General features: G+C 39.3%; 29 protein-coding genes and 1 other annotated feature. Of the genes, 14 read left to right on the plus strand and 15 right to left on the minus strand.

Features of this window, described 5'->3' with window-relative positions:
• Nucleotides 1-59: 59 nt before the first annotated feature.
• The 9 genes from AKG98_RS04895 to AKG98_RS04935 form a co-directional block, all read right to left on the minus strand.
• Nucleotides 60-473: a GNAT family N-acetyltransferase gene (locus AKG98_RS04895; protein WP_067042232.1), complete on the minus strand. Its 414-nt coding sequence runs from the start codon at nucleotides 471-473 to the stop codon at nucleotides 60-62.
• A 53-nt stretch (nucleotides 474-526) separates the two neighbouring features.
• Nucleotides 527-1303: an alpha/beta fold hydrolase gene (locus AKG98_RS04900; RefSeq protein WP_067042236.1), complete on the minus strand. Its 777-nt coding sequence runs from the start codon at nucleotides 1301-1303 to the stop codon at nucleotides 527-529.
• Nucleotides 1300-2691 carry an ATP-grasp domain-containing protein gene (locus tag AKG98_RS04905; RefSeq protein ID WP_067042238.1) on the minus strand — a complete coding sequence of 464 codons (1392 nt, stop codon included), beginning with the start codon at nucleotides 2689-2691 and terminating at the stop codon, nucleotides 1300-1302. The genes AKG98_RS04900 and AKG98_RS04905 overlap by 4 nt, the downstream gene beginning before the upstream one ends.
• 71 nt (nucleotides 2692-2762) lie before the next feature.
• The gene (locus AKG98_RS04910; RefSeq protein WP_067042241.1) at nucleotides 2763-3293 is read right to left on the minus strand and encodes a GNAT family N-acetyltransferase; all 531 of its coding nucleotides are present in this window, start codon (nucleotides 3291-3293) and stop codon (nucleotides 2763-2765) included.
• A 106-nt stretch (nucleotides 3294-3399) separates the two neighbouring features.
• Nucleotides 3400-3840 carry an acetyltransferase gene (locus tag AKG98_RS04915; protein ID WP_067042244.1) on the minus strand — a complete coding sequence of 147 codons (441 nt, stop codon included), beginning with the start codon at nucleotides 3838-3840 and terminating at the stop codon, nucleotides 3400-3402.
• 46 nt (nucleotides 3841-3886) lie between these two features.
• Entirely contained in the window at nucleotides 3887-4318 is a 432-nt protein-coding gene (locus tag AKG98_RS04920; RefSeq protein WP_067042247.1) for a GNAT family N-acetyltransferase, read from the minus strand.
• The gene (locus tag AKG98_RS04925; protein ID WP_067042250.1) at nucleotides 4303-4818 is read right to left on the minus strand and encodes a GrpB family protein; all 516 of its coding nucleotides are present in this window, start codon (nucleotides 4816-4818) and stop codon (nucleotides 4303-4305) included. Before AKG98_RS04925 ends, AKG98_RS04920 begins: the two co-directional genes overlap by 16 nt.
• Nucleotides 4819-4989: 171 nt before the next feature.
• Nucleotides 4990-5211: a RidA family protein gene (locus tag AKG98_RS04930; RefSeq protein WP_067042252.1), complete on the minus strand. Its 222-nt coding sequence runs from the start codon at nucleotides 5209-5211 to the stop codon at nucleotides 4990-4992.
• 104 nt (nucleotides 5212-5315) lie between these two features.
• Entirely contained in the window at nucleotides 5316-5720 is a 405-nt protein-coding gene (locus AKG98_RS04935; protein WP_067042255.1) for a GFA family protein, read from the minus strand.
• Nucleotides 5721-5850: 130 nt separating this feature from the next.
• Between AKG98_RS04935 and AKG98_RS04940 the strand changes: the two genes are divergently transcribed.
• A complete protein-coding gene (locus tag AKG98_RS04940; protein ID WP_067042258.1) occupies nucleotides 5851-6081 on the plus strand; it encodes a hypothetical protein in 231 nt (76 codons plus the stop codon).
• A gap of 223 nt (nucleotides 6082-6304) precedes the next feature.
• Here the strand turns inward: AKG98_RS04940 and AKG98_RS04945 are convergent, their stop codons facing one another.
• From AKG98_RS04945 to AKG98_RS04965, 5 genes are all read right to left on the minus strand, one after another.
• Complete coding sequence (locus AKG98_RS04945) at nucleotides 6305-7156, minus strand: PhzF family phenazine biosynthesis protein (protein WP_067042262.1); 852 nt, start codon at nucleotides 7154-7156, stop codon at nucleotides 6305-6307.
• A 39-nt stretch (nucleotides 7157-7195) separates the two neighbouring features.
• On the minus strand, nucleotides 7196-7633 hold the full coding sequence (locus tag AKG98_RS04950; RefSeq protein WP_198155420.1) for an SRPBCC domain-containing protein: 438 nt from the start codon (nucleotides 7631-7633) through the stop codon (nucleotides 7196-7198).
• Between the two features lie 40 nt (nucleotides 7634-7673).
• On the minus strand, nucleotides 7674-8375 hold the full coding sequence (locus AKG98_RS04955) for an SDR family oxidoreductase (protein WP_067042265.1): 702 nt from the start codon (nucleotides 8373-8375) through the stop codon (nucleotides 7674-7676).
• 361 nt (nucleotides 8376-8736) lie between these two features.
• Nucleotides 8737-9057, minus strand: a complete 321-nt coding sequence (locus tag AKG98_RS04960) for a hypothetical protein (RefSeq protein ID WP_067042268.1) — start codon at nucleotides 9055-9057, stop codon at nucleotides 8737-8739.
• A gap of 65 nt (nucleotides 9058-9122) precedes the next feature.
• Complete coding sequence (locus tag AKG98_RS04965) at nucleotides 9123-9431, minus strand: DUF1272 domain-containing protein (protein WP_067042270.1); 309 nt, start codon at nucleotides 9429-9431, stop codon at nucleotides 9123-9125.
• 504 nt (nucleotides 9432-9935) lie between these two features.
• Nucleotides 9936-10055: a sequence feature (His leader region), on the plus strand.
• Nucleotides 10056-10092: 37 nt separating this feature from the next.
• On the opposite strand from AKG98_RS04965, the gene hisG reads away from it, so the two are divergent.
• Genes hisG through hisIE form a run of 7 tightly spaced genes read left to right on the plus strand, consistent with a single transcriptional unit; the run spans nucleotide 10093 to nucleotide 16527 of the window.
• Nucleotides 10093-11004: an ATP phosphoribosyltransferase gene (gene hisG / locus AKG98_RS04970; protein WP_067042273.1), complete on the plus strand. Its 912-nt coding sequence runs from the start codon at nucleotides 10093-10095 to the stop codon at nucleotides 11002-11004.
• Between the two features lie 39 nt (nucleotides 11005-11043).
• Nucleotides 11044-12339 carry a histidinol dehydrogenase gene (gene hisD, locus AKG98_RS04975; protein ID WP_067042276.1) on the plus strand — a complete coding sequence of 432 codons (1296 nt, stop codon included), beginning with the start codon at nucleotides 11044-11046 and terminating at the stop codon, nucleotides 12337-12339.
• On the plus strand, nucleotides 12336-13403 hold the full coding sequence (gene hisC, locus AKG98_RS04980; RefSeq protein ID WP_067042279.1) for a histidinol-phosphate transaminase: 1068 nt from the start codon (nucleotides 12336-12338) through the stop codon (nucleotides 13401-13403). The genes hisD and hisC overlap by 4 nt, the downstream gene beginning before the upstream one ends.
• A 44-nt stretch (nucleotides 13404-13447) precedes the next feature.
• Complete coding sequence (gene hisB / locus AKG98_RS04985; protein ID WP_067042281.1) at nucleotides 13448-14521, plus strand: bifunctional histidinol-phosphatase/imidazoleglycerol-phosphate dehydratase HisB; 1074 nt, start codon at nucleotides 13448-13450, stop codon at nucleotides 14519-14521.
• Nucleotides 14521-15141, plus strand: coding sequence for an imidazole glycerol phosphate synthase subunit HisH (gene hisH, locus AKG98_RS04990; RefSeq protein WP_067042284.1), 621 nt, complete (start codon nucleotides 14521-14523; stop codon nucleotides 15139-15141). The genes hisB and hisH overlap by 1 nt, the downstream gene beginning before the upstream one ends.
• 1 nt (nucleotide 15142) lies before the next feature.
• Nucleotides 15143-15916: an imidazole glycerol phosphate synthase subunit HisF gene (gene hisF / locus AKG98_RS04995; RefSeq protein ID WP_067042287.1), complete on the plus strand. Its 774-nt coding sequence runs from the start codon at nucleotides 15143-15145 to the stop codon at nucleotides 15914-15916.
• Nucleotides 15913-16527 (plus strand): bifunctional phosphoribosyl-AMP cyclohydrolase/phosphoribosyl-ATP diphosphatase HisIE, encoded by a 615-nt coding sequence (gene hisIE / locus AKG98_RS05000; RefSeq protein ID WP_067042290.1) that lies wholly within the window; start codon nucleotides 15913-15915, stop codon nucleotides 16525-16527. Before hisF ends, hisIE begins: the two co-directional genes overlap by 4 nt.
• A 144-nt stretch (nucleotides 16528-16671) precedes the next feature.
• On the opposite strand, the gene AKG98_RS05005 is transcribed toward hisIE, so the two are convergent.
• Nucleotides 16672-17319: a lysophospholipid acyltransferase family protein gene (locus tag AKG98_RS05005; protein ID WP_067042293.1), complete on the minus strand. Its 648-nt coding sequence runs from the start codon at nucleotides 17317-17319 to the stop codon at nucleotides 16672-16674.
• Between the two features lie 349 nt (nucleotides 17320-17668).
• Here AKG98_RS05005 and AKG98_RS05010 point away from each other — a divergent pair, with 349 nt between their 5' ends.
• The 6 genes from AKG98_RS05010 (at nucleotide 17669) to cydC (ending at nucleotide 24764) form a co-directional block, all read left to right on the plus strand.
• Nucleotides 17669-18232, plus strand: coding sequence for a GbsR/MarR family transcriptional regulator (locus AKG98_RS05010; RefSeq protein ID WP_067042296.1), 564 nt, complete (start codon nucleotides 17669-17671; stop codon nucleotides 18230-18232).
• Nucleotides 18233-18252: 20 nt separating this feature from the next.
• Nucleotides 18253-19842 carry a cytochrome ubiquinol oxidase subunit I gene (locus AKG98_RS05015; RefSeq protein WP_067042300.1) on the plus strand — a complete coding sequence of 530 codons (1590 nt, stop codon included), beginning with the start codon at nucleotides 18253-18255 and terminating at the stop codon, nucleotides 19840-19842.
• Nucleotides 19843-19853: 11 nt separating this feature from the next.
• Nucleotides 19854-20993, plus strand: a complete 1140-nt coding sequence (gene cydB / locus AKG98_RS05020; protein WP_067042303.1) for a cytochrome d ubiquinol oxidase subunit II — start codon at nucleotides 19854-19856, stop codon at nucleotides 20991-20993.
• Nucleotides 20994-21003: 10 nt separating this feature from the next.
• Entirely contained in the window at nucleotides 21004-21129 is a 126-nt protein-coding gene (gene cydX / locus AKG98_RS05025) for a cytochrome bd-I oxidase subunit CydX (protein ID WP_067042306.1), read from the plus strand.
• 123 nt (nucleotides 21130-21252) lie between these two features.
• The gene (gene cydD, locus AKG98_RS05030) at nucleotides 21253-23004 is read left to right on the plus strand and encodes a thiol reductant ABC exporter subunit CydD (RefSeq protein WP_067042309.1); all 1752 of its coding nucleotides are present in this window, start codon (nucleotides 21253-21255) and stop codon (nucleotides 23002-23004) included.
• Nucleotides 23001-24764, plus strand: coding sequence for a thiol reductant ABC exporter subunit CydC (gene cydC, locus AKG98_RS05035; protein WP_067042313.1), 1764 nt, complete (start codon nucleotides 23001-23003; stop codon nucleotides 24762-24764). Before cydD ends, cydC begins: the two co-directional genes overlap by 4 nt.
• Nucleotides 24765-24811 lie beyond the last annotated feature (47 nt).

The following is a 24811-nucleotide window of genomic DNA, read 5'->3' on the forward strand; positions in this document are numbered from 1 at the left end:
AGTAGAGAAAGCTCAAACTAAATTAGTTTATAATTTTCAGGATTGAATTCAGCTGCTTGTTAAGTTCGCTTTAAACACTTTTTCAAATAAAATCTCTTATGACCATTTTTATAACCATCAAGCTCACCAAAAATTTCATACCCTAACTTTTCATAAAACTCTTTAGCCTGAAAATCGAAGGTATCAAGTTGAGCGTATTTACAACCACGGTGAATAGCCTCTTCTTCGGCCTTTAAAAGTAACTCTCGGGCAATACCTTTACCCCTATGCTCGGAGGACACCCATAAATAATCAATATCAAGCCTTTCCCAATATGTCTTTGCAGTTAACCCCGCAATTAATATTCCCTGACTATTTCGTTCAAATACAGCCAACTCACTGAAATCATTTGGCATAAATGCTAGGTTATACTCCCTTACATTCGAACTAATTATGCGTATATCTTCTTCTTTTGGATTATCTGTGATTTCCAATAGTTTCCCCTAACGCTTAAATGGTTTGATTCATAAATTTACTCCAATATTTATTAGCGTGAGCTTGCTGGAATTGCTCGCATTATCGCTGCAGCTAGTCCTTTAGGGTTTTCCCAAGCCATAGAGTGGCCAGCCTGCTCAACAATTCCGATATTGATATTATTATTCTTTAACTCTTGATAATCTGGGTCAGGCAATGTTTCACTACCAAAAATATAAGTTTTAGTCGTTTTCAACGAATAGAAAGTTTGACGCCAACTTGGATTCTGCCCCTTAATTAGCGATAAAGCCTCTCGGTGAACAGCATTGGGCGAACTCATTCGTAAGCATGTCGCCCACTCAGTGTTGGATGTAGCTAAACTCTCCTGAATGATGTCGCTATGACCAAAAGCTCTGTAGTCTTCTTCGCTATACATCGCAATTTTTTGACTAAAGAACCCGCCCCCTGAGTCAAGGTTTCCCTCACTTACGATTAAAGCTTTTAATTTTGACTCTAAACGACTTGCTAAAGCGATAGACACTGCCCCGCCCATGCTATGACCAAATATGACTAATTCATTTAACCCTAAGGTGTTGATGAGCTCTTCAATGTAGCTTGCATGGCTGGCTATCGTGTAATCAAAATCATCTGGTTTATCACTAAAGCCTGAACCTAATAAGTCTAAAATTATTCGTCTGTGCTGTGATACTCCACTCATAGACGCGACTTGAGGATAATCAAATGACGAGGTACAACCAATTCCGTGTATAAACACTATCGGGATACCGGAACCAGGTAGGTCATGATATCTAAGTGTTGCGTTACAACTTTTAACCGTAAATTCCTTCATGGGTTCCCTTGATGTTGTCTACATTGCAAATAAAACGCATCGACAATTTCTCGAGTTTGTTTATTGAGTCCACCATTTTTATCTAAGATAGAAGTTGGCGAAATTAAGGTGGTGATAATCGCACGCTTCGAATAAGTCATCCCCTCTTGTGGAATATTAACTAAGAGAAACTGCCCTTTTTGCAATTGTTCTAGCTTGTAGTTATCAGACACATAATTTAATCGTCCATTAAAACGATAAGAGCCCGGCTTCAGCTCTATATAGATATCGCTCGAGACATCGAGTAGAGATCTTAGCTTAAGGTGACTCCCATCCTTCGGCTGCAATAACTCTTTTTGAATCGCGTCTATGTCCAATTCAATATCATGACCAATAAACGCTAATACATGCAAAGCGCTCAAGGGAATACTCGATTGTGCCAAGTTGATCCAATCCAGCATAGGGATTGCAGCTGTAATTCTTGGATTACACTCGATCAAATAAACCCTTCCATCCAGCGCAAGCTGTAAATCAAGCCCAAACATCCCCTTAAACCCTTCAGTTCTCAGTATTTCACCGACTTGCTCTACAAGCATTCTAGACTGTGCTTGTGCAGCTGAATCAATCAACGTTCTACTAAATGTCCAGTCGTGTCCATTATATTGACCCATACTATCAGCTCGCTGAAATGGATTGATAATTTGAACTTGAGCAGGACAGTAAACACTTCCCCATGGCGTTATCACACTTAAGATACTAAGCGAGTGTCCTGATATATATTGACTCACAATAAACTGATTTTGGTTTTGGGCTTCAATCACCTCATGAAATATATCTTCTGTTTCAATAATAAAAGTCCCCTCGCCACCAGCAGCAACAGCCAATTGTAATACAAAAGGTAATCCTAATTGCAATTGGATAACGTCAAATGAGAGTTGCCCTTTTTTGACGAGCATGTAATCCGGAAACAGCCCCTTTAATCCATTTTTCTCTAATAGTTGACGGAAATTCACTTTATGCTCAAATCGAGTAGTAAAACTTGGATCTGGCATAAGATAACGCCAACCTTGATCTTCACAGACTTGCTTAATAATAGAGTTACTTTGGAATGAAAAAAATGAAGGTTTTTCAGTAAAAGAAGCAATATAATCAATAAATTTAGAATGTGTAAATAAATATTCTAATCTACTAGAAAGTGGTAGATCACCGTCTAATTCTTCTAAACAAAAAATATCAACGTTTTCGCGGAATTTAGCATGGTCTTTAAACCAATTGGTCGCTGCAATACGATAATCTGGATAAATCCCTTCAAGTCCCAGTCGGTTAATAGCTTGGGTCGCAAGGCCAATGATCGCTGTTGATTCATAGGAGAAATAACATTTAAGATCATGTAAATTTGAAATTTTCATCAAAAAAGTAACCTCATGCATCTTGGGAATATATTGACGTTATAGATATACCACAGCGCACAAAATCAATATTAAAGCGTTTGTGAGGCAACATTAGCACACAATTTCAATCTCATTGGTTGAACAGACAGCACTGATATTTCTCGGAGCCTTTCTGATGAACCACAAGGCTCAAACCCAATCGTTTTATATAGATGAACAGCGGCCATATTGGTAGTTGTTACTGCTAAATAAATATAATCCAAACCACAGTTTTTTGCCCATTCGATTATTTTGTTAAGCAATAAACGACCAACACCTTGACCACGAACACGAGAAGAAACCCACATTTGATAGAGATGGGCTGTTTTATCGCACGGACTGTGAAGCATTCCCCAAGCTAGACCTATTGCAACACCATTTAGCTCTGCAATAAGTGGCCGTGCATATTTCGCCCGATTATCAGGATCAAGACGAGAAACCCACTCTTCATTAGCAAACAGAACCTCATGTTCATAACTACTGCCAAACGAATCAGGCGAGTCTTGTAGGGATAAGAGGCGGAGTTCTTTATAAATTGCCCAGTCTTCCTTATTTAGAACTCTTATATTCAGACTACTCATGTCTATCCTTTGATGCCTAATGCCCAAGTAATGGGCTAAATAATGGTGGGCTAAAATTATGTTGCGAAACGAAGCCAACTGTTACGTGCCCTAGTTTATTTTCTTATTATGTGTCTGTTAACGCCATATGAATTAGTGGGAAAGGATTACCTTGCCCATCTAATGGCGAACGACCGATAACGCTAAAACCTAAATGTATGTAAAAGCCAACAGCATCTGGATTCTGTTCATTTACATCTACTTTATTGGCGGATTGATTTTCAATCGCATTTTTCAGTAAAAGCGATCCAACACCTTTATTTCGGTAGTCTGGCGAAATAAATAACATTTCTACGTTACAATCTGCGACCCCAATAAAGCCAGCAATTTTGTTACTGTCATTTTTAGCTATTCGTAAATCGACAGCATCAAAATAATGTTCAAGTATTAGTGGCTTTAACGATGAGATATTTTCGTCACTCAAAAAATCATGAGTAGCACGAACAGATAACTCCCAAATTTTTATTAATTCTAAATGTTCAGCTTTAGTCGCTGTGTCAATTTTCATACGGAACCCTTAAGAAACTTGTTCACCTTTGATTATGTCAATGGTATTAGCTATAGACACTATTATCATTGAGCGATTTTGTGAGAAATGAAAGCGATGAATCTAAAGGGTAGTTCTCCAACACCATTTGGCATTTGTACCCATGCTTTTCATAAAAGGGTTTGGCTTGGAAGCTTAATGTATCAACAAGTGCTGACTTACACCCTTCCGATTTTGCATACTCTTCAATAAGATGAAGAAGCTCGCTACCGACTTGCTTACCTCTCATGGAATCATCAACCCAAAGGAATTTAATAAGTAACCAATTCCCCCAAAGGTCAGCGACAATGCCACCAATTTTTTTGTCCCCCTCTACGGCGTAGTAGCTAACCTTTGACTTGATAATACCGCTCAAAAATGGAGTGTTATGCTTGATTAAACCACAACGGATCTCATTGATATCATTATCTGATGGCTCTATATCTAATTTATATTCCATATACTACCTAAACTCGGATTGATTGGTTGTGCCTGCGCTAAGACGAGCTCTACAAAGGCTGACTTTTTTAGGCTGTACTCATCTTGAGACCAGCCTGTACAAGATATTTTGAGCTCATTGTATTCCTGAACTAGAGAGCTGTTTTCACGTAGTTTGTCGCGGAAATCTAAAAAACACTCAAACTCTGAATCATTAGCGACTACTTGAAATGCGACATCTTCGCCTGAGGTGGCTTCCAACATGCAGAGTTCAGGTGTTCTTAATGTATCGACTTTCTCTTGGAAGCCTAAAGTCGTGAGGAGTTTAACTGCCTCTTCTAGTTCGGCACCATCTACACCTACCAATATATCTAGATCACCTTTAGATACAGCCATAGGAATAGAAGATGCCCCAATATGCTCAATCACTGCATCAGGAAGCAACGTCAGTATATCCAACTGGTATCGCTGAAACTGCTCTTCACAAGATACCTGATATTCTTCAGCACAATAAAACTTCATGGCATGTCCTGAAAGACATAAACATAATGACTCTCCACTAGGTGCTATTTTTGCGCTTTTCCTTTTGCAAAAACGATGACAGCCGTTATGTGTCCGCGTTTAGGGAATATAGATTCATCGATGAACACTGCAGGAACCTCCCATGGGTGATGATGAGGAAATACGGCGTTCTCAATCAGATGTTGCAAGCGTTGAGGATCCCTTGGGATACAAAATCCCAGAAAAAGCACGTATAATTTCTTCTTTTATAGTACCAGCTACATATTCACCTTTAACATTGACTGAAAGTTGTCCGCTTATAAAACACATATTATTCACTACTACAGCATGACTAACTGGATTTGACCACTGAGGTAAATCAGCTCCAGTTGTGATGAATTGTCTATCGTCCAAAATGATACCCTTTAATTATGATTAACACTGACTCATAACTCTTTTGTAATCGGTTTATTTTGTCGTACGGAGCACCGATAAATAAATCTGCGTTCACAAACTTGTTATGTATAGTTCGGAAACTGTTTATGCTTCTCAAGATCATCATTTATTTCATGCCAAGGAGCCTTTGAATCTGTAAACATATGCGACCTAGCTTTAAACCCTGGATCAAAATCTAAACTTCCAGCTGAAATCCATATCGTTTTTTCTAATTTGTGTTCAAATATTATTTTAGAACCACAGTTTGAACAAAACGAACGTCGTACATTTTCAGAGGATTGAAAATAGCTTAAACATTCACTCCCTTTAATAATATTAAATGAACTGGTTGAGAATGCTGCGAAGGCAGAAAATGGAGACCCGTGAATTTTTTGACATATACTGCAATGGCAATAACCAATATATTTTGGTTTCTCTATAACTTCAAAATGTATATTCCCACAACAACAACTTCCTGTCATTTTCATTCTTTAATCCTCATAATTTATTCCACATAGACATAATGACTCCTACAAGGTGCTAGCCTCCAACTTCGTGGGTTAATTTTTAAAACCAGAGTCATAATATATTCATCACAAATATAAAATGGAGACTAGCATGAGTAAACATAACATAGTTTTTATTGGCATGGACACACACAAATCATTTATTGAGGTCGCTTATATTGAAGATGTCCGGGGCATCAAAAAAATCCACCTAGGTAAGAATACACCAACTAAACAATCAGTTAAAAAATTGGTGCGTCGGTTAGAATCAACATACCCACATGCAACCCTACACTTCGTTTATGTGCTTAGCCTCTGGAATTTGGCAATTAATAGTGGTTAAAAGATAAACCAAAGTAAATAACTAACAAAAGCTTATTTATCACCAAGTGTGGTAATTGCTGGTCGAAGGGGCCCTATCGTTTTGCAGCAAACATCGGGTGTGGCACAATCACCGACGGCGTTAGGATGGCAGTTAATGAAAGTGAATGATGGCTAAAATTTGTGAGACACAAACAAAGCCAATTATTTGTTGTCCGATTTTAGCACCTTGTTATGCCTTAAAACTATACAAAACTTATGTTTGCAACCTTAATAACGTCACCTGATATCCAAATGTTGGATATTGAATTTTCTTTAGTTTCCACAAAAGCTTCTATTTGACTAGGCCTTCCTAAAAAGCGACCTTGTGATATGAGTATCGGCTGCTCTGAAGGCGATAATAAATGTTTAGTCAGGTATGCGGCAGCTGGTCCAGCAGCGCTCCCTGTTGCAATATCTTCTACGGCACCATCATTATCCCAAGTTCTACCTTCGAAATTGATTATATCAAAAACATATACAAACTTTGCTCCAAAGCTTTCTAATAACAATTCAAAATCAGAGACCAAAATTTTTGCATTGTCTATACCACTAGATATTGGAACAATTAGATAAGGTAGCCCTGTTGAAATCACTTCTAATGGATAATTAGCTACGTTTTTTTGTGTTAAATTTAAAGCTAAAAGAGCCTTTTCTTTTTCGTCATTATTTAGTGTACGAATAAATTCAGGCTTTCCTTGCGCCATAGACGCATAGTAATATTTAGCAGTCTTTTTAGTTTTTACATTAATAGATTTTTTGTTTAAATCTATTTTCCACTCTCTTGGATTACAGTCGCCAGACTCTTCATGTAAATGGGCAGCTAAACCGATAATGGGATGACCAGCAAAATCTAATTCTTCCTCTACAGTAAATATCCTTGCTCTAACGGATAGATCACCGTCATTTACTGACACAAATATTGATTCAAATTGGCGCATCTCTTGTGTTAGTGAAAGCATTTTATGATCATCTAATGAGTCGTAATCATAAAATATTGTCAATCCATTACCTGAAAGCTTCTCTTTAGCAAAAACATCTACTAGTTTACACTTCATAATTTATCACTTATTCCTTTAAAATTGAAAAGATAGTGCTCAGCACATCCCTGATTCCATATGTTCTTTGAGACCGTTAAGCAACATATCCCAAACAACATTATTCATAACGGTAAACATTTCTTCTGACGTTATATTATCTTGAATCAAGATTAATTCAGTTGTACCGTTAACTAACGATAACGTGTAATTAATCGTTAAGTGATTATCAGGTGTTTTTTCAGTGCCATGATTATCGCTCCAGTAACGGTAAGAATATGTAAGCGGACGTTTAAATTCAGTTATAACACCGTAATCAGTAAATGCTTCTCCATTTACCTCTCCTTTGTAATGAACTGAATCACCAATCCCCCAGTTAGAGACAACCTTGTTGAGAGGATAATATTTTACTATTTCATCCGATGTTGTTAATGCATCAAACACTTTTTCAGGTGTAGCATTAATCATTATTTGTTTAGTGACACTAAAAGTTTTCAATATCGCCGAGCTCCTTTTGCTAAGGCTTTGTTATCACACGTCATGCACATAGCTCACCGCCATCAATTTTCAATATCGTGCCAGTCGAGTATTTGTTTTTCAATAAATATAAATATGCTTCTGAAGTTTCAGCATGTGTTCCTAACCGTTTAAGAGGTATTCGGCTGCTTAAACTATTTATTGCAGACAATCGTTCTTTGTCAGCGTTAAAACGTTCAATAAAACCAGGAGAAACTGCATTGACTCTTATTGGAGCTAACTCTACAGAAAGAGAGCCTACTAACGATTCAATAGCACCATTGATCGCTGCTGTGCCAGAAAACCCCTTATAACCTCGATTAGCAGCAATGCCTGATGTTAAAATAATACACCCTTCTTTAGATATGGTTTTAAGGCAGTGGCGTATAAGTTGGTATTGCCCCCAAAATTTCGCCTCGAATGCTTTTCTAGTATCTTCCAGCTTGGAATCGGAAAAATCACAAATAAGGTGCTCAGGTTTTATTGTTGAAACAAGGCAATCAAATTTTCCCATATCATCAAAGAAGCGAATTACAGAGTCTTCGTCACTCGCATCAAGTTGGTATGATGATATATTTCCTTTTAATCTACTTTCAGCAGCATTGAGTTTCTCTTGGCTCCTGGAGGCAATTACAACATCAGCCCCTTGGGATAATAATTCAGCGGATAAACTAAGGCCTATTCCCGAACTACCGCCAATTATCAAAATTCGTTTTCCGATCACTCTGAATTCCCTTTAGTGTTATAACGCCCCTCTAATAAGTGAACTATTGCTGGCGGGCGATTTGCTCAGCAAATGGCATGACAGCCTTGGTGAATCTTAGTCCACATCCATTATCAACAGCAATTTTGGCTAGATGTTTAAGGATAATTTTTCCTGCGCCACAGCACAAATAGCAGCCTTCAGCACATCTAGATGTTCTGGAGGAACGAAAATTGTAACTCGGTATATTTTAACTAGTTTCATGAATGTACTCCGTGATGCCTAGCGCTAAGCTAACCTGCACGAAACCTTGGCATACACTTTGCCAAGCAACATTGCCAAGCGTGAAGAGTCTGGTTTAGTGCCTTGTTAGAACTAATTACTAAGGGCTGAAATTAGCCTCTGGCCATATTTCGTTTATTTCATCAGCTTGCTGCTGTGCACTAAACTTTTCCCAGACTATTCCATTTACATCAGTGGTTTGACTGAATTGTGGTGCGGTTGGGTCTTCCCAACCCAAATGCCTTAATTCGCCAGGCTTACATGTAGGATCTTGGCGAACTGAAAAGTTAAGAAAATCGGTTCTCCATAATGCGTATTCATTGGCTATGAAAGAACATGGTTCAGAGCCTAGACGTTCACTATAGTCTTTTATTGTTTCTTCAATTGAGTTGGTAGCAATTGCTATATGTAATTTTTCCACTATTCATCCTTGATAGCTCTAACGCCACATTAAGTGGCATAAAACTTGTTATGTGAATTGATTAATCACCGATCTTCCGGTTTTATGTGTTTAACTTTTACAGAAAACTCTCTAAGTTCTTCAATACTATATTTGGTATGCACTCTTTCAACAGAGGGAGGCTGATAGTTAATACTTAAACCAGGACGCCTCGCTATTTTAGGTCTAATAGGTCGAGGAACAAAACCTCCACTACAATTTGGACATACGTTTTCTAATATGTCATTTACACACGTCACGCAAAAAGTACATTCGTATGTGCAAATCATTGCTTCTGTAGAATCTGGAGCTAAGTCTTTATCACAACACTCACAATTAGGTCTAATTTCTAGCATATATCAAAACTCCATTTTGATTCACATAACGTCTTAGTATACAAAATCCCGTATAACGCGAATTCCAGTTTAATTTTATTATTATAAACAGTACCAAATATACTATTAATTACAAATAGATAATGGGAATAATGGCTCTAAATCAAATAAAATTGAGAAAAAAACAAGAATTCTATTTATATAGACCCATATAAATACAATGTTTAGATAATAAATCTTATATTTCAATTAACTATATTTTCCATATATGTGAAATAAAGATTATTTGGCAGTATAAATCAACAATTTCCTCTAAAAAGACTAAGCCCCTATATTGCCTATAAAGATAACGCAATAAAAAAGTACTTTTGATATTAAATAGTAGTAATGGAGGATATTTTATAAATAATTCGCCAAAAAGCATTGCAATTTTATCCTAGATTGTTATTGTGAACTCAACCACACTTATTAGTAACAATATGCTAACTGGAAAAACATTATGAATAACAATCTGAAAGTAAACGTGCATCACCATCATCATATTTGATTAGCTTTCAGGCTGTTGACTGGAGGTGTATGCATGCAAACTTCCGGAACTCATTTAGAAAAACCCTCGGAAGATTGAACTTCCGGGGGTTTTTTCGTTTATAGACAATTATTTTGACAAGGTTAAAGGATTACTATGTTAGAAATCAAAAATGAACAACCAAGACTAAGAATCGCAATTCAAAAATCAGGCCGTCTTAGCACTGAATCCCAAAACCTACTTAAAGCAATGGGCCTTAAAATTAACATGCGCGAACAACGTCTGATCGCACACTGTGAAAACATGCCAATTGACCTACTACGTGTACGTGATGACGATATTCCCGGTTTAATCATGGACGGTGTTGCTGACCTTGGTTTCATTGGTGAAAACGAACTAGAAGAGAAAGAACTAGAGCGTAAACGTCTTGGAGAACCCGCTGAGTACAAACTGCTTAAACGCATGACATTTGGTGCCTGCCGCTTGTCTATTGCTGCAACAGAAGAGTTTGACTACCAAGGCCCGCATTCACTAGAGGGGTTACGTATTGCAACATCATACCCTGAACTACTAAAACGCTACTTAGATAAAGAAGGTGTTAATTTTAAATCGGTCATGCTGAATGGTTCAGTTGAAGTTGCCCCTCGTGCTGGTATTGCAGATGCGATTTGTGACCTAGTATCAACAGGTGCAACACTTGAAGCAAACGGCCTTAAAGAAGTACAAGATATCTTCCACTCAAAAGCCGTGTTAATCCAAGCAAAAGCGCCATTATCTGAAGATAAACAAGCGTTAGTTGATCGCCTAATGGTTCGAGCTCAAGGTGTAATGCAAGCGAAAGAAAGTAAATACATCATGCTACACGCACCAAAATCACAGCTAGATGCGGTGATAGCCCTACTTCCTGGTGCAGAAAACCCAACAGTATTACCACTTGCATCGACTGACGATAAAGTTGCAGTACACTTGGTGAGTACCGAGAAGCTATTCTGGGAAACAATGGAAGAACTTAAACAGTTAGGCGCAAGTTCAATTTTAGTATTACCAATTGAGAAAATGCTCGGTTAGTAGCAAACATGCATAAGCAATGTTAAGGGAGGATCAAGCATGAAGACAGTAGTATGGGATCAACTTAGTCAAGCAGAACAATCGGCATTATTAATGCGACCTGCAATATCAAACTCGGCAAAAATAGGTGACATTGTTACCGATATTATTGCCCAAGTAAGAAATGAAGGTGATAACGCATTAAAAGCATTAACCGCAAAATTTGATAAAGTTGAAACGGATTGTTTACGTGTGACAACGGCAGAAATTGAAGCTGCAAGTCAACGCGTAGACGATGAAACTAAACAAGCTATCAAACAAGCACAGCAACACATTCATCTTTTTCATGAAGCGCAAGTACAAGATACGATTCGTGTAGAAACTATGCCTGGTGTTGTGTGTGAAATGCATACGGTTGCGCTTGATGCTGTTGGTTTATATATCCCAGGCGGCACAGCCCCACTACCATCAACTGTACTCATGCTTGCTACACCGGCTAACATTGCAAATTGTGAACGTATTGTTTTAACCACACCACCACCGATTGCCGATGAAATTTTATTTGCCGCCCAATTATGCGGTGTAAGCGAAATTTATACGCTTGGTGGCGCACAAGCAATCGCAGCCCTTGCCTATGGATCTGAATCTATACTAAAAGTAGATAAGATCTTCGGCCCAGGTAATGCCTTTGTTACAGAAGCTAAACGCCAGGTAAGCATGGATATTAAAGGGGCAGCTATTGATATGCCCGCAGGCCCATCAGAGGTATTGGTGATTGCCGATGCTGACGCTGACGCTGGTTTTATCGCAGCTGACTTACTTTCGCAAGCTGAACACGGTCCCGACTCACAATCCATACTCGTTGTATCATCGAGCAAGCTAGCGGCAGAAGTTTCTCAAGAAGTTCAACAACAATTAGCGTGTTTGTCTCGACAGGAGATAGCTGTACAGTCTATTGCATCAAGTTTAATTATTGTGACCAATGATATAGACACATCAATTGCAATTAGTAACCTCTATGCACCAGAGCATTTAATTGTTCAAACTGAGAATGCACGTAGTCTGTTGCCAAAACTAAAACATGCAGGTTCAATTTTCTTAGGTGCTTGGTCTCCAGAATCTGTCGGTGATTATGCAAGTGGCACTAACCATGTATTACCAACCTATGGTTACACTAAAACCTATTCAAGTTTAGGCCTTGCAGATTTTACTAAACGCTTCACTGTTCAGGAGTTAACCCAAGATGGTCTCAAGAGCTTGGCGAAGACGGTCACTTGTCTGGCTGATGCAGAAGGACTCGACGCACACAAACGTGCCGTCACAATCAGAATTGATCGTTTGGGAGCAATGCTATGAGCAACAAATTAACACAACTCGCAAGAAAGAGTGTCCAAGAACTAACGCCGTACCTATCAGCTCGTAGAATTGGTGGTACAGGTGATATCTGGTTAAATGCCAATGAAGCCCCTGATTCAGGCCACTATTCATTAGACTGCAGTCGCTTAAACCGCTATCCCGAGTTTCAACCCGCATCAGTAATTAACGGTTATGCCGAATACGCGGGTGTAAAACCAGCACAAGTTATCACCACTCGAGGTGCTGATGAAGCAATTGAACTGCTGATTCGTACTTTCTGTGAGCCAGGTAAAGATAGTATTCTCATTAATCCACCCACTTACGGTATGTATGAAGTCAGTGCTGAAACGTGTGGTGTAAATATCATAAGACAAGATCTAGATGCGAACTTCGACCCTGATTATAATGCGATTAAAGCACAACTAGACACAGTAAATGTGGTGTTTTTGTGTGCACCAAATAATCCAACGGGTAACCTGCTTAGTACAGATCGCTTAACTGATTTATTAAACGCGGCAAAAGACAAAGCCATTATCGTATGCGATGAAGCTTATATCGAATTTTGCCCCGAAGCATCACAAGTATCATTGTTGCCAGATTTCGACAACCTTGTCATTTTAAGAACACTATCAAAAGCATTCGCGTTAGCATCATTACGCTGTGGTTTTGCTTTAGCCAGTGAAACAGTTATTACATTGCTGTCAAAAGTAATTGCACCTTATCCAGTACCTGAGCCTGTTGCACAAATTGCCACTCAAGCGTTAACAGAATCAGGTATTAGCGCGATGCAATCCCGCGTAGCGCAGCTGAATGGTATGCGCAGTGCCTTTATAGACGAGTTAAATCAGTTGCAGGGTATAGAAAAAGTATTCCCTGCCACGGGTAACTATGTATTAGTACAATTTAACGATAGCCAGAAAGTGTTTAGCTTACTTGGCGAACAAGGTATTGTATTAAGAGATTTTAATTCCAAAGTAAGATTAGAAAACTGTATTCGAATCACCTTAGGCAGCGCGGCTGAAATGAACAATACATTAGTCGCTTTAAAGTCCGTACTCTCTTAATATAAGAGCATTAAAAAATAAAAATAAACAAGCAGGAGCCCGATGTGAACAAGGAAAAATTCTTATTTATTGATCGCGATGGTACATTAATTGATGAGCCAATTAGCGATAAGCAAGTCGACAGTTTAGAAAAACTAAAGTTTGAACCATTCGTGATCCCAGCGTTACTCAAATTACAAAATGCGGGTTACACACTGGTCATTGTTTCTAATCAAGATGGGCTAGGCAGTGATAGCTACCCACAAAGTGATTTTGATATTCCACAAAATGCCATGATGGCGTTGTTTGCTTCACAAGGGGTTAAATTCGAGTCAGTATTACTCTGCCCTCACTTTACCGAAGATAACTGTAGTTGCCGTAAGCCACACTTAGGCATGGTAAAAGAATACCTACAGTCAGGTCGTATCGACTTTGCTAACTCGTATGTTATTGGTGATCGTATCACTGATATCCAACTTGCCGAAAACATGGGCATTGAAGGGATCTTCTATAACAGAGATAACTTGAATTGGCCTATGATCGAACAGAAAATACTGAATAAAGGTAATCGCGTGGCGAGTGTAACCCGCACCACGAAAGAAACGAATATCCACGTTGATGTCGACCTCGACAGCCAAGGTGGTAATAGTATTGATACCGGTATGGGGTTCTTTGACCATATGTTAGATCAAATTGCCACACACGGCGGCTTTCGACTAAAACTGAGTGTATCAGGCGATCTACACATTGATGATCACCATACAGTTGAAGATACGGCACTGGCGTTAGGTAATGCGATCAATCAAGCATTAGGCGACAAACGTGGTATTGGCCGCTTTGGTTTTGTATTGCCAATGGACGAATGCGAAGCATCTTGCTCTCTGGATCTATCAGGCCGCGCTTACTTGCAGTTTAGTGGTGACTTCCCTCGCGATCATATTGGCGAATTTGCAACCGAAATGGTACCGCACTTCTTCCGCTCTTTAAGTGATGGCATGGCAGCAACCCTGCACCTTAAGGTCGAAGGTAAAAATACCCATCACCTTGTTGAGAGTTTATTTAAGGTATTTGGCCGGACACTACGTCAATGCATAAAAGTAGAAGGCGATGTACTGCCGAGCTCGAAAGGAGTGCTTTAATGGACCAAGCAAGTAGTAATGATAAATTAAATAGCAAGGTTGTTATTATCGATACGGGTTGTGCCAACCTCTCGTCGGTAAGATTTGCCGTTGAGCGTCTTGGTTATACAGTAACGGTAAGCCGTGACGCCGACGTATTACGCAACGCGGATAAATTATTCTTACCCGGTGTAGGTACTGCGCAAGAAGCAATGAAAAACTTAGCTAACCGCGAACTGATTGAGTTAGTCAAAAGCCTCACTCAACCTGTGTTAGGCATTTGCCTTGGTATGCAGTTACTGGCTGAATTCTCAGCTGAAGATGATGTTGTAACACTTGGCTTAATTAGTGGCACTATTGACCCTATGCCAAATGAAGGTGTTCGACTGCCTCACATGGGTTGGAATCAAATAATACCGCAACAAGATCATCCGTTATTCAAGGATATTCCAAGTGGCAGTTATTTCTATTTTGTACACAGTTATGCGCTTGCCGTTGGCAGTGACACGATTGCAACCTGTACGCACGGCGCACCGTTTAGTGCAGCCGTGAATCGAGATAATTTCTACGGTGTGCAATTCCACCCAGAGCGTTCAAGTAAAGCGGGTGCACAATTAATCAAGAATTTCCTGGAGATGTAATATGTTAGCAAAACGCATAATACCGTGTTTAGATGTTAAAGATGGTAAGGTCGTCAAAGGGGTTAAATTCCGCAATCATGAAGTGATTGGTGACATCGTTCCACTTGCTAAACGTTACGCTGAAGAAGGCGCTGATGAATTAGTATTTTATGATATTACAGCCAGTGCAGACGAACGGGTCGTTGACAAAAGTTGGGTTAGCCGCGTAGCAGAAGTAATTGATATTCCTTTCTGTGTTGCTGGAGGTATTAAAAGTGAAGAAGATGCAGCGCGTATTCTAGAGTTTGGCGCTGACAAAGTATCAATCAACTCCCCTGCGCTGGCAGATCCGAGTTTAATTAACCGGCTTGCCGCTAAATTCGGTGTGCAATGTATTGTTATTGGTATCGATAGCTACTTTGATGAAGATACCCAAGAATACAAAGTTTACCAATTCACTGGTGATGAAGCGCGCACACAAGTAACCAAGTGGACGACCTTTGAATGGATTAAAGAAGTGCAAAAACGTGGTGCTGGTGAAATAGTGCTTAATGTCATGAACCAAGACGGTGTTCGCGGCGGTTATGACACAGTGCAATTATCAAAAGCCCGTAAAATCTGTAAAATACCATTAATCGCATCTGGCGGTGCTGGTGAAATGGCTCATTTTAACAGTGTATTCAAAGACGCAGACGTTGATGGCGCACTAGCCGCAAGTGTATTTCATAAGCAAGTCATCAATATTGGTGAATTAAAAGAATATCTACGAGATCAAGATGTGGAGATCAGAACATGATAACAAACGAACAAATTAACCAACTTGATTGGAAAAAAGTAGATGGTTTAATGCCGGCAATCATTCAAGACTCAGTATCAGGTGAAGTATTGATGCTGGGCTATATGAATGAAGAGGCTTTAACAACAACACGCGAACTAGGTAAAGTGACATTCTTTAGCCGTACTAAACAACGTTTATGGACAAAAGGTGAATCTTCAGAGAACTATTTATTAGTGCAAGAGATCACCAAGGATTGTGATAATGATGCATTACTTATTACCGCTAAACCTTGCGGTCCTACTTGCCACCTAGGCACTGAAAGCTGCTTTGTAACAGAAAACAAACCTGCACTTACTTTCATCGCACAACTGGATAAAGTATTAGAACAGCGTAAAACAGCGGATCCAGAAGAAAGCTATACGGCAAGCTTATTTGCTCAAGGTACGAAACGCTGCGCACAGAAAGTGGGTGAAGAAGGTGTTGAAGTTGCTTTGGCTGCAGTTGCAAAAGATCGTGACGAATTAGTGAATGAAAGCGCTGATCTCCTGTATCACCTACTCGTTCTGCTACAAAAAGAAGATGTGCCACTGACTGAAGTGGTTCAATGTCTAGAAAATCGTCATAAATAACATTTAGACTGACACTAAATAGGTATTTAATTGTCCTTAATCAGTTAAAACTCAGGATTTTACGAGCTCCGAGTTTTAACTGTATATTTAACCAGTGTTTTTGTGGTTACAGTAAAAAGCTAACCAAATAAGGTCACTTTCTTCCTATCGCTTAAATTTAGCTAAGCAATACTTCTCTTTAAATTTCGGTGTGACATCTTTAAATACCATATCAATTACCGCGAGGTCTTTCTCAATATCGCCTGTCACAGTAATTACATCGCCAATGGTTACTCTTTTATTCTTGTAATCTAAACGGTACAAAATAATCGGCACATTTGCTTCTAACGCAATGTAATAAAATCCTGAACGCCAAAAATCTTGATATTTTCGAGTGCCTTCTGGCGACATCGCATAGAGAAACCGCTCTTGAGTATTAAAAATATCAACAATACTCTGCACCATATTGGTCGACTTTGAACGCTCAATCGGCACACCGCCTAAAAAGGTCAGTATATTTTTAAATGGCCAACAAAACATCTCCGATTTACCCGCCCACTGTACATTCACTTTATTGGCAAAGCGCGCCCCCATCAATAACGGAAAATCCCAATTCGATGTATGTGGTGCATAGGCAATAACGGCTTTTTTATATTTGTGTGGGATCGGCTCGCAATACCAACCCGTCAAATCAAGTATTTTGTTTGCACATCCACTAAAAAATGCATTCTGAGAACTGTCCTTACCTGTACTTTTACAGTGTTTGTCTTGCTCAAATTCTACTGAGGCTGTACTTTCATTTTTCATTGGCATTATTTAATCCTTTACGCACAATTTATAAACAGTCGATTGATTCACATAAGAACAGTTGAATATCTGGATGAATAAGATAAATATTAACCTTATGTAAATTAACTTAATCTAAAATACTTTATGGAAAAATTAAGTTAATCTAAATTACAATCACTTACTGACAAGCTACAGGGTGTCATTAAATGCTGTTTATAACAAGTCTTTGATAAATCTAACCGGCCATATAGCATTTTGATATAAATCAACAAAACTTTACACTTTTAGACGTATTCTTACAGAGTTTGACCTTGATCAAATACCGTTAGTGATTTAAACTTTCAGAAATTTCTGAAAGTTCGTTAGGTAGCATGTGAATATCTCCGCACAAAATCAATCTTTTGTTTATCACTTCGGTGAAATGGGCAGTCGCTGGGGCTTTAATCGTACAGTAGGCCAAATGTATGCGCTTCTTGTTATTACAGAAGGACCACTCAGCGCAAATGATCTTGCCAGTGGCTTAAATATCTCTCGTGGCAATGTCAGTATGGGCATTAAAGAACTGCAGTCATGGCAGTTGATTCAAGTTAGCCATATCCCAGGTGATCGTAAAGAGTACTACAGTGCTATTGGCAGCATTTGGGATATGGCCAATACTGTATTTAAAGAACGTCGTAAGCGTGAAATTGATCCGACGCTATCTTTGTTGCGCGCATCATTACTTGAAAAACCAACTGATGCCAGTGATGAGTTTGCACAAAATAAAATGCAAGAAATTCATGACCTTCTCGAAATGGTCACTGAGTGGGCGGCAGAATTACAACGTCTAAACCCAGAGCAACTCAGTAGATTAATGAAGTTGGGCGCTGGCGTATCCAAAATGTTATCTGTTAAAGATCAATTATTTCCTAATAAAAAAAATTCTGATTCAAATTAGTCTAGAGGAGTATTCTAAAAATGATTAATGAAACCTTAGTAGAGTTATCTCGCTGGCAATTCGCCATCACAGCTCTATTTCACTTCCTATTTGTGCCATTAACGATCGGTATGACTTGGATCCTGTTTATCATGGAAGCGGTTTACGTGATGACTGGACGTATTATCTACCGTGATATGACTAAATTCTGGGGTAAACTCTTTGCGATTAACTTCGCTATTGGTGTCGCTACCGGTTTAACCATGGAGTTTGAATTCGGTACTAACTGGTCTTATTATTCACATTATGTGGGTGATGTATTTGGTGCCCCACTCGCCATTGAAGGTCTGATGGCATTCTTCCTTGAATCGACATTCGTTGGCATGTTCTTACTCGGTTGGGATAGATTAAGTAAGCGACAGCATTTAGCTGCTACTTTCTTAATGGCAATTGGTACTAACCTGTCAGCGATGTGGATTTTAGTTGCAAACGGTTGGATGCAAAATCCAGTCGGCAGTGAATTCAATTACGAAACAATGCGTATGGAAATGGTTAGCTTTAGTGAACTGGTTTTCAATCCCGTTGCACAAGTTAAATTTATTCATACTGTTTCTGCTGGTTACGTGGCAGGCGCGATGTTTGTTATGAGTATCAGTAGTTATTACTTATTAAAAGGCCGTGACGTAGCGTTTGCTAAACGTTCATTTTCTATTGCTGCCGGATTCGGTATTGCTTCTATCTGCTCTGTATTATTACTGGGTGATGAATCTGGCTATGAAGTGGGTGAAGTTCAGCGCGTTAAACTGGCTGCAATTGAAGCCGAATATCATACAGAACCAGCACCAGCCGCATTCACCCTCATTGGTTTTCCAAATGATGAAACCATGGAAACGGATTACGCGATTAAGATCCCATATGCATTAGGCATTATTGCTACCCGTTCACTTGACGGCGAAGTAACTGGCATACGTGATCTGAAAAAAGCACATGAACCACGTATTCGTAACGGTATGATCGCTTATGAATATTTACAAAAATTACGTAGTGGTGAAGAAACGCCTGAAAACATCACACGTTTTAATGAAACTAAGCAAGATTTAGGTTACGGATTATTACTTAAACGCTATACCGATAATGTTGTCGATGCGACTGAAGAACAAATCCAAATGGCGGTTGACGATTCAATTCCAAAAGTAGCACCTATATTCTGGGCGTTCCGGATAATGGTCGCTAGTGGCGTAATTATGTTTGGCTTATTTGTCTTGGCCTTCTACTACAACGCACGCCGTGTGATTGAACAAAAACGCTGGTTATTAAAAGCAATTCTATTCGCCCTACCATTACCTTGGGTTGCGATAGAAACAGGCTGGTTTGTTGCAGAGTTTGGTCGCCAACCTTGGGCTATCAGTGAAATTTTACCGACGTTCATGGCAACTTCAAGCCATGACGCAAGCTCAGTACTCTTTACTATGCTTGCATTCATTTCTGCTTATAGCATTATGTTCGTTATTGAAATGTGGTTAATGATCAAGTTTACGAAAATTGGTCCAAGCTCATTACATACAGGCCGTTACCATTTTGAGCAAGAAACTCAACAAGCATCACCACAATTACGTCAAGACAAATACTAAGGGCTTAGATTATGTTTGATTATGAAAGCTTAAAACTTATCTGGTGGTTAATCATCGGGATATTACTTATCGGGTTTGCAATCACCGATGGGATGGATATGGGCGTGGGTGGCTTACTGCCTTTCGTTGCAAAAGATGATACTGAACGCCGTGTTGTGATCAATACGATTGCGGCTCACTGGGACGGTAACCAAGTATGGTTTATCACCGCAGGAGCGTCATTATTCGCTGCATGGCCAATGGTATATGCGACCGCATTTAGTGGTTTCTATTTTGCCATGATGCTGACACTTTTCTGCTTATTCTTACGCCCACTTGGCTTTGATTATCGCAGTAAGATTGATTCACCAAAATGGCGTTACAACTGGGATAAAGCCTTATTCGTTGGCAGTATGGTCCCGATATTAGTGTTCGGTATTGCATTTGGTAATTTATTGCAAGGTGTACCATTTAGCTTTGATGAATTTATGCGTGTTACGTATACAGGTTCATTCTTTGCTTTATTCAACCCGTTTGCGCTACTTAGTGGTGTAGTAAGTGTTTCTATGGTGTTGATGCACGGTGGCACTTGGTTATCAATGCGTACAGATGAACACGTTGCCGCTCGATCAGCAAAAGCAGCGCAGATATTTGCAGCTGTACTTGTTGTTAGCTTTAGCCTTGCAGGTCTAATGATTGCTACTTCAATTGATGGTTTTATCATTCAAAGCACGATAGACCCATTTGCCCTTGCACAGCCAACAAACAAAGTTGTAATAACAGCAACCGGCGCTTGGTTAAATAACTTTAATGCACATCCTGTACTTTGGTTATTACCAACAACAGGTATTGTCATGGCTATTGTGGCGGGCTTACTTGCACGCTTCAAGCCGGGTGGTTTAGCATTTACTGCAAGTGCATTATCAATTGCTGGTGTGATATTCACGATGGGCGTATCTATGTTCCCATTTGTTATGCCGTCAAGCAGTATGCCTAATCACAGCTTAACGTTATGGGATGCGGTATCAAGTGAGAAGACATTAAACATAATGCTCATTGTCGTAGCAATATTCTTACCAATCATCCTTTGTTATACCACTTGGTGTTATTACAAAATGTGGAGAACGGTAACCCGTGAAGAAATTGAAAATAACACCCATTCATCTTATTAAGGAGTAAACCATGTGGTATTTCAGTTGGATTCTAGGTGTTTTACTGGCTGTTTCGCTCGGTATCATCAATGTAATGTGGTACGAAATGGAACAACACACAGATAACATTGCAAAAGATCAGGATAATGAAAAATAACTTAGCATAATTTAACTTATGAAAAGTAAGGATTAAGCACTACGCCCAAGGACGGGCGTCTGTTTCTAAACCTCCAATTTCAGGGTCTATTCTTTCAATATTCCTCCAATTTCAGGCTACCCAATGACAGAATCGGTAAAGACAGATTACACACAAAAAGAACTTCTAACTTGGCTAAAGAGCCAACGCACTCATGCCCAAGGTCGTTTAAGCAGAGCGATTGCATTAGGCTCGGTAAATGGCATATTGATGATTATTCAAATGGCCATTTTGGCTGGTATCATCAACGAAATTATTTTCTCAAACAAAGCCCTTGCAGAAATAACCCCATTATTATTTGGCTTAGTTGCCATCATTATTACTCGTACTGTATTCGGTTATATCAGTGAGCGATACAGTCGTCATGCAGCCATGCTCATCAAAGTGTCTATAAGACAACAATTGTTACAGCACTTATTCGCAATGGGTCCTGCAAAAACACAGACTATCGGCAGCGCTAAAATAGCTCAACTGCTGCATCAAGGTGTTGATTCACTCGAAGATTACTTCTCAGGTTACTTACCTGTTGTCGCTTACTGTTCGGTGATCCCAAGCGCGGTCTTATTTGCCGTATTCCCAATGGATTGGCTTTCTGGTTTAGTCTTAATGCTAACTGCGCCTATGGTGCCGATGTTTATGATCATTATTGGCCATAAAGCACATGATTTAAACCAAAAGCATTGGACCAAACTGCTGCGCATGAGCAGCCATTTCCTTGATATTATTCAAGGACTGACTCAGCTTAAAATATTCAACGCATCGCGCCAAGAAATGGCCGCAGTAAAAACCATTAGTGAAGACTATGGTAATCAAACCATGGGGATCTTAAAGATCGCCTTTCTTTCTTCATTCATGTTAGAGTTTTTGGCTTCTATTGCCATTGCACTTGTTGCTGTGATCTTAGGGTTTAGACTTTATTATGGTGATGTTGATTATTTATTAGCGCTGTGGGTACTGTTACTTGCCCCAGAATTCTATTTACCATTTAGACAATTAGGTACTCAATATCACGCCAAAATGGCGGGGGTTACCGCAGCTCAAGATATGCTACAAATTCTCACGATACCAATTAAAGAAAGCCAAACTGAAACACAGTTCAAGGCACCGTTCGATATCACCTTAACAGATGTGAACTTCACTTACTCTGGTCGTAAAAACACACTTAAAAATATTAACTTAACGCTATCTAATCACGGTTTATATGCTGTTATTGGTGAAAGTGGCGCTGGTAAATCAACGCTGATCGATACCATCTTAGGTTTTAACACCCCTGATAGTGGTTCAATGACGATCAACGGTACTAAACACACATCTGCAGAGCGTGATGCTTGGCTAAATCATTGTGGTTGGATCGCACAACAAGGCCACGTTTTCTACGGCAGTCTTGGTTTCAATATCGCGTTAACAGAAGACTATGACGACGCTAAGATACAGCAAGTATTAACCAGTGTCGGTCTTGCTGATTTTGTATCGCAATTAAAAGACGGGTTAAATACTCATGTTGGTGAAGGTGGTGTTGGTATTTCTGGTGGCCAATCTCAACGATTAGCACTAGCACGCGCATTTTACCACCAGCCGGATGTGCTCATTCTTGATGAGCCAAGTAGCCATTTGGATAAAGATACCGAGCAAATTGTCAGTGATAGTATCGCTGAATATGCAAAACAGCATTTAGTTATTGTTATTGCCCATCGTTTACATACAGTCGTTGACGCGAAACAGATCATTGTATTAGAGCAAGGTCAAATTATCGAACAAGGTACCCACACCGAATTGCTTGAGCTAAATGGCAGCTATGCAAATACTGTTAACATCGATATGGAGACGAGCGCATGAATCCATTAGTTAGATTGATGAAACTCCTAAGACCACAACTCCCTTTAATGTTACTCGGTACCTTGTTGTCTATTATCACCGTGATGGCTAATATTGGGTTACTCGCTATTTCCGGTTGGTTCATTACCATCATGGCCCTTGCTGGACTGTCAGGTGTAACAGTTAACTATTTCACGCCTGCCGCAATCATCCGTTTTTTAGCCATAGTACGTACAGCTGGTCGATATGCTGAACGTTTGTTAACTCACCGTGCAACATTTAATACCCTTGCTGCATTACGTTATTATTTTTATACACGCTTAGAGCCGTTATTGCCCTACTACCGTGTTAACTTTAAGTCAGCAGATATCCTTGCTCGTTTGCAACAAGATATAGATGAACTTGATAATTTTTACTTAAGAGTGTTACTACCTACATTAGTTGCTATTTGTAGTATTCCACTTGTTGGCTGGGGGGTGAGTTTTATTTCATCCGACCTCGCGTTTGTTATTGTCGGTGCATTAATCCTTATCGGCTTTGTGTTACCAATATTTGTTTTATTATTAAGTAAAAAGCGCGCACAACAACAAGCGAAACTTTCAAGTGAGCTAAAAGTTGAATTAGTCGACGGCATGGCGTCAATGCGTGAATTATTGGTTTATCAAATTTCACATCAATATCAAAAATCGATTAATCGTGTGTCAGAAAGCTATCACCGCGCTGAATTACATTTACACCGCCTACATGCATTAGCCACTGCTTTAACATTTTTAGCCATTAACGCAACCGTGTTTGCAAGCTTATATCTACTCGTACCTCTGGTACAAACCGGCGATTTAAAACCGGAGTTTGTTGCCAGTGCAGCACTACTCATTTTAGTTTGTTTCGAAACAGTCATTAATATGCCCCTCGCCTGCCAAATCTTACCTAAAGTGCATAATAGTGCAGCTCGCTTGTTCGAGATTATTGATAAGCCTATCCCCGACCTTGGTGGTGATACTTTAGTGACAACAGGTCCAATTAAGTTTAATGATTTAAGTTTCACTTATCCTGATGGTCATGACTGTGTTTTAAAAGATATCGACCTTACCATTCTACAAGGTGAGAAAGTTGCGATTATCGGTGCCAGTGGTGCGGGTAAATCAACCTTAGTAAATCTATTAATGGGATTCTGGCCTATTCCGCAATCGAACAATACGTCACAGTCAGATATGGTCGATACGTTAACGCCAGGTATCACCATTAATGACGTTGATTTAAATGAGCTGAATACAGAATCATTACGTGAACACATTGCATTGATGAGCCAAAACAGCCATCTTTTTCATGCAACGATTGGTGATAACCTTCGCTTAGCAAACCCGAAAGTAACAGAATCACAAATGCGTGATGTATGTCAGGTTGTGGGATTAATCGATTTTATTGATGAGCTAGAGAATGGATTTAATACTTGGTTAGGAGAAACAGGTTCTGGTTTATCCGGTGGTCAAAAACAACGTTTGTGTTTAGCACAAGTGTTATTACGAAATGCAAAAGCGCTCGTTCTCGATGAGCCCACCAAAGGACTTGATCGTCATAGTGAAAGAGCAATAATTACAAGTCTATTTAAACAACTTGAGCAATCACAACAAAGTTTACTGTTGATCACCCACAAACCATTAATGTTACAAAAAATGGATAAAATCATCGTTATGGATGAAGGGATGATTGTTGCACAAGGGGATCATAAAACCTTAATGGAAACCAATGATTATTACCGGAAACTGTTAAATTACTTCTAATCACCTGTAATTAATCGATAATTAAAACAACCGCGTTATTAATAGAA

This window comes from Moritella sp. JT01 (genome assembly GCF_001574435.1).
Lineage (GTDB): Bacteria > Pseudomonadota > Gammaproteobacteria > Enterobacterales > Moritellaceae > Moritella.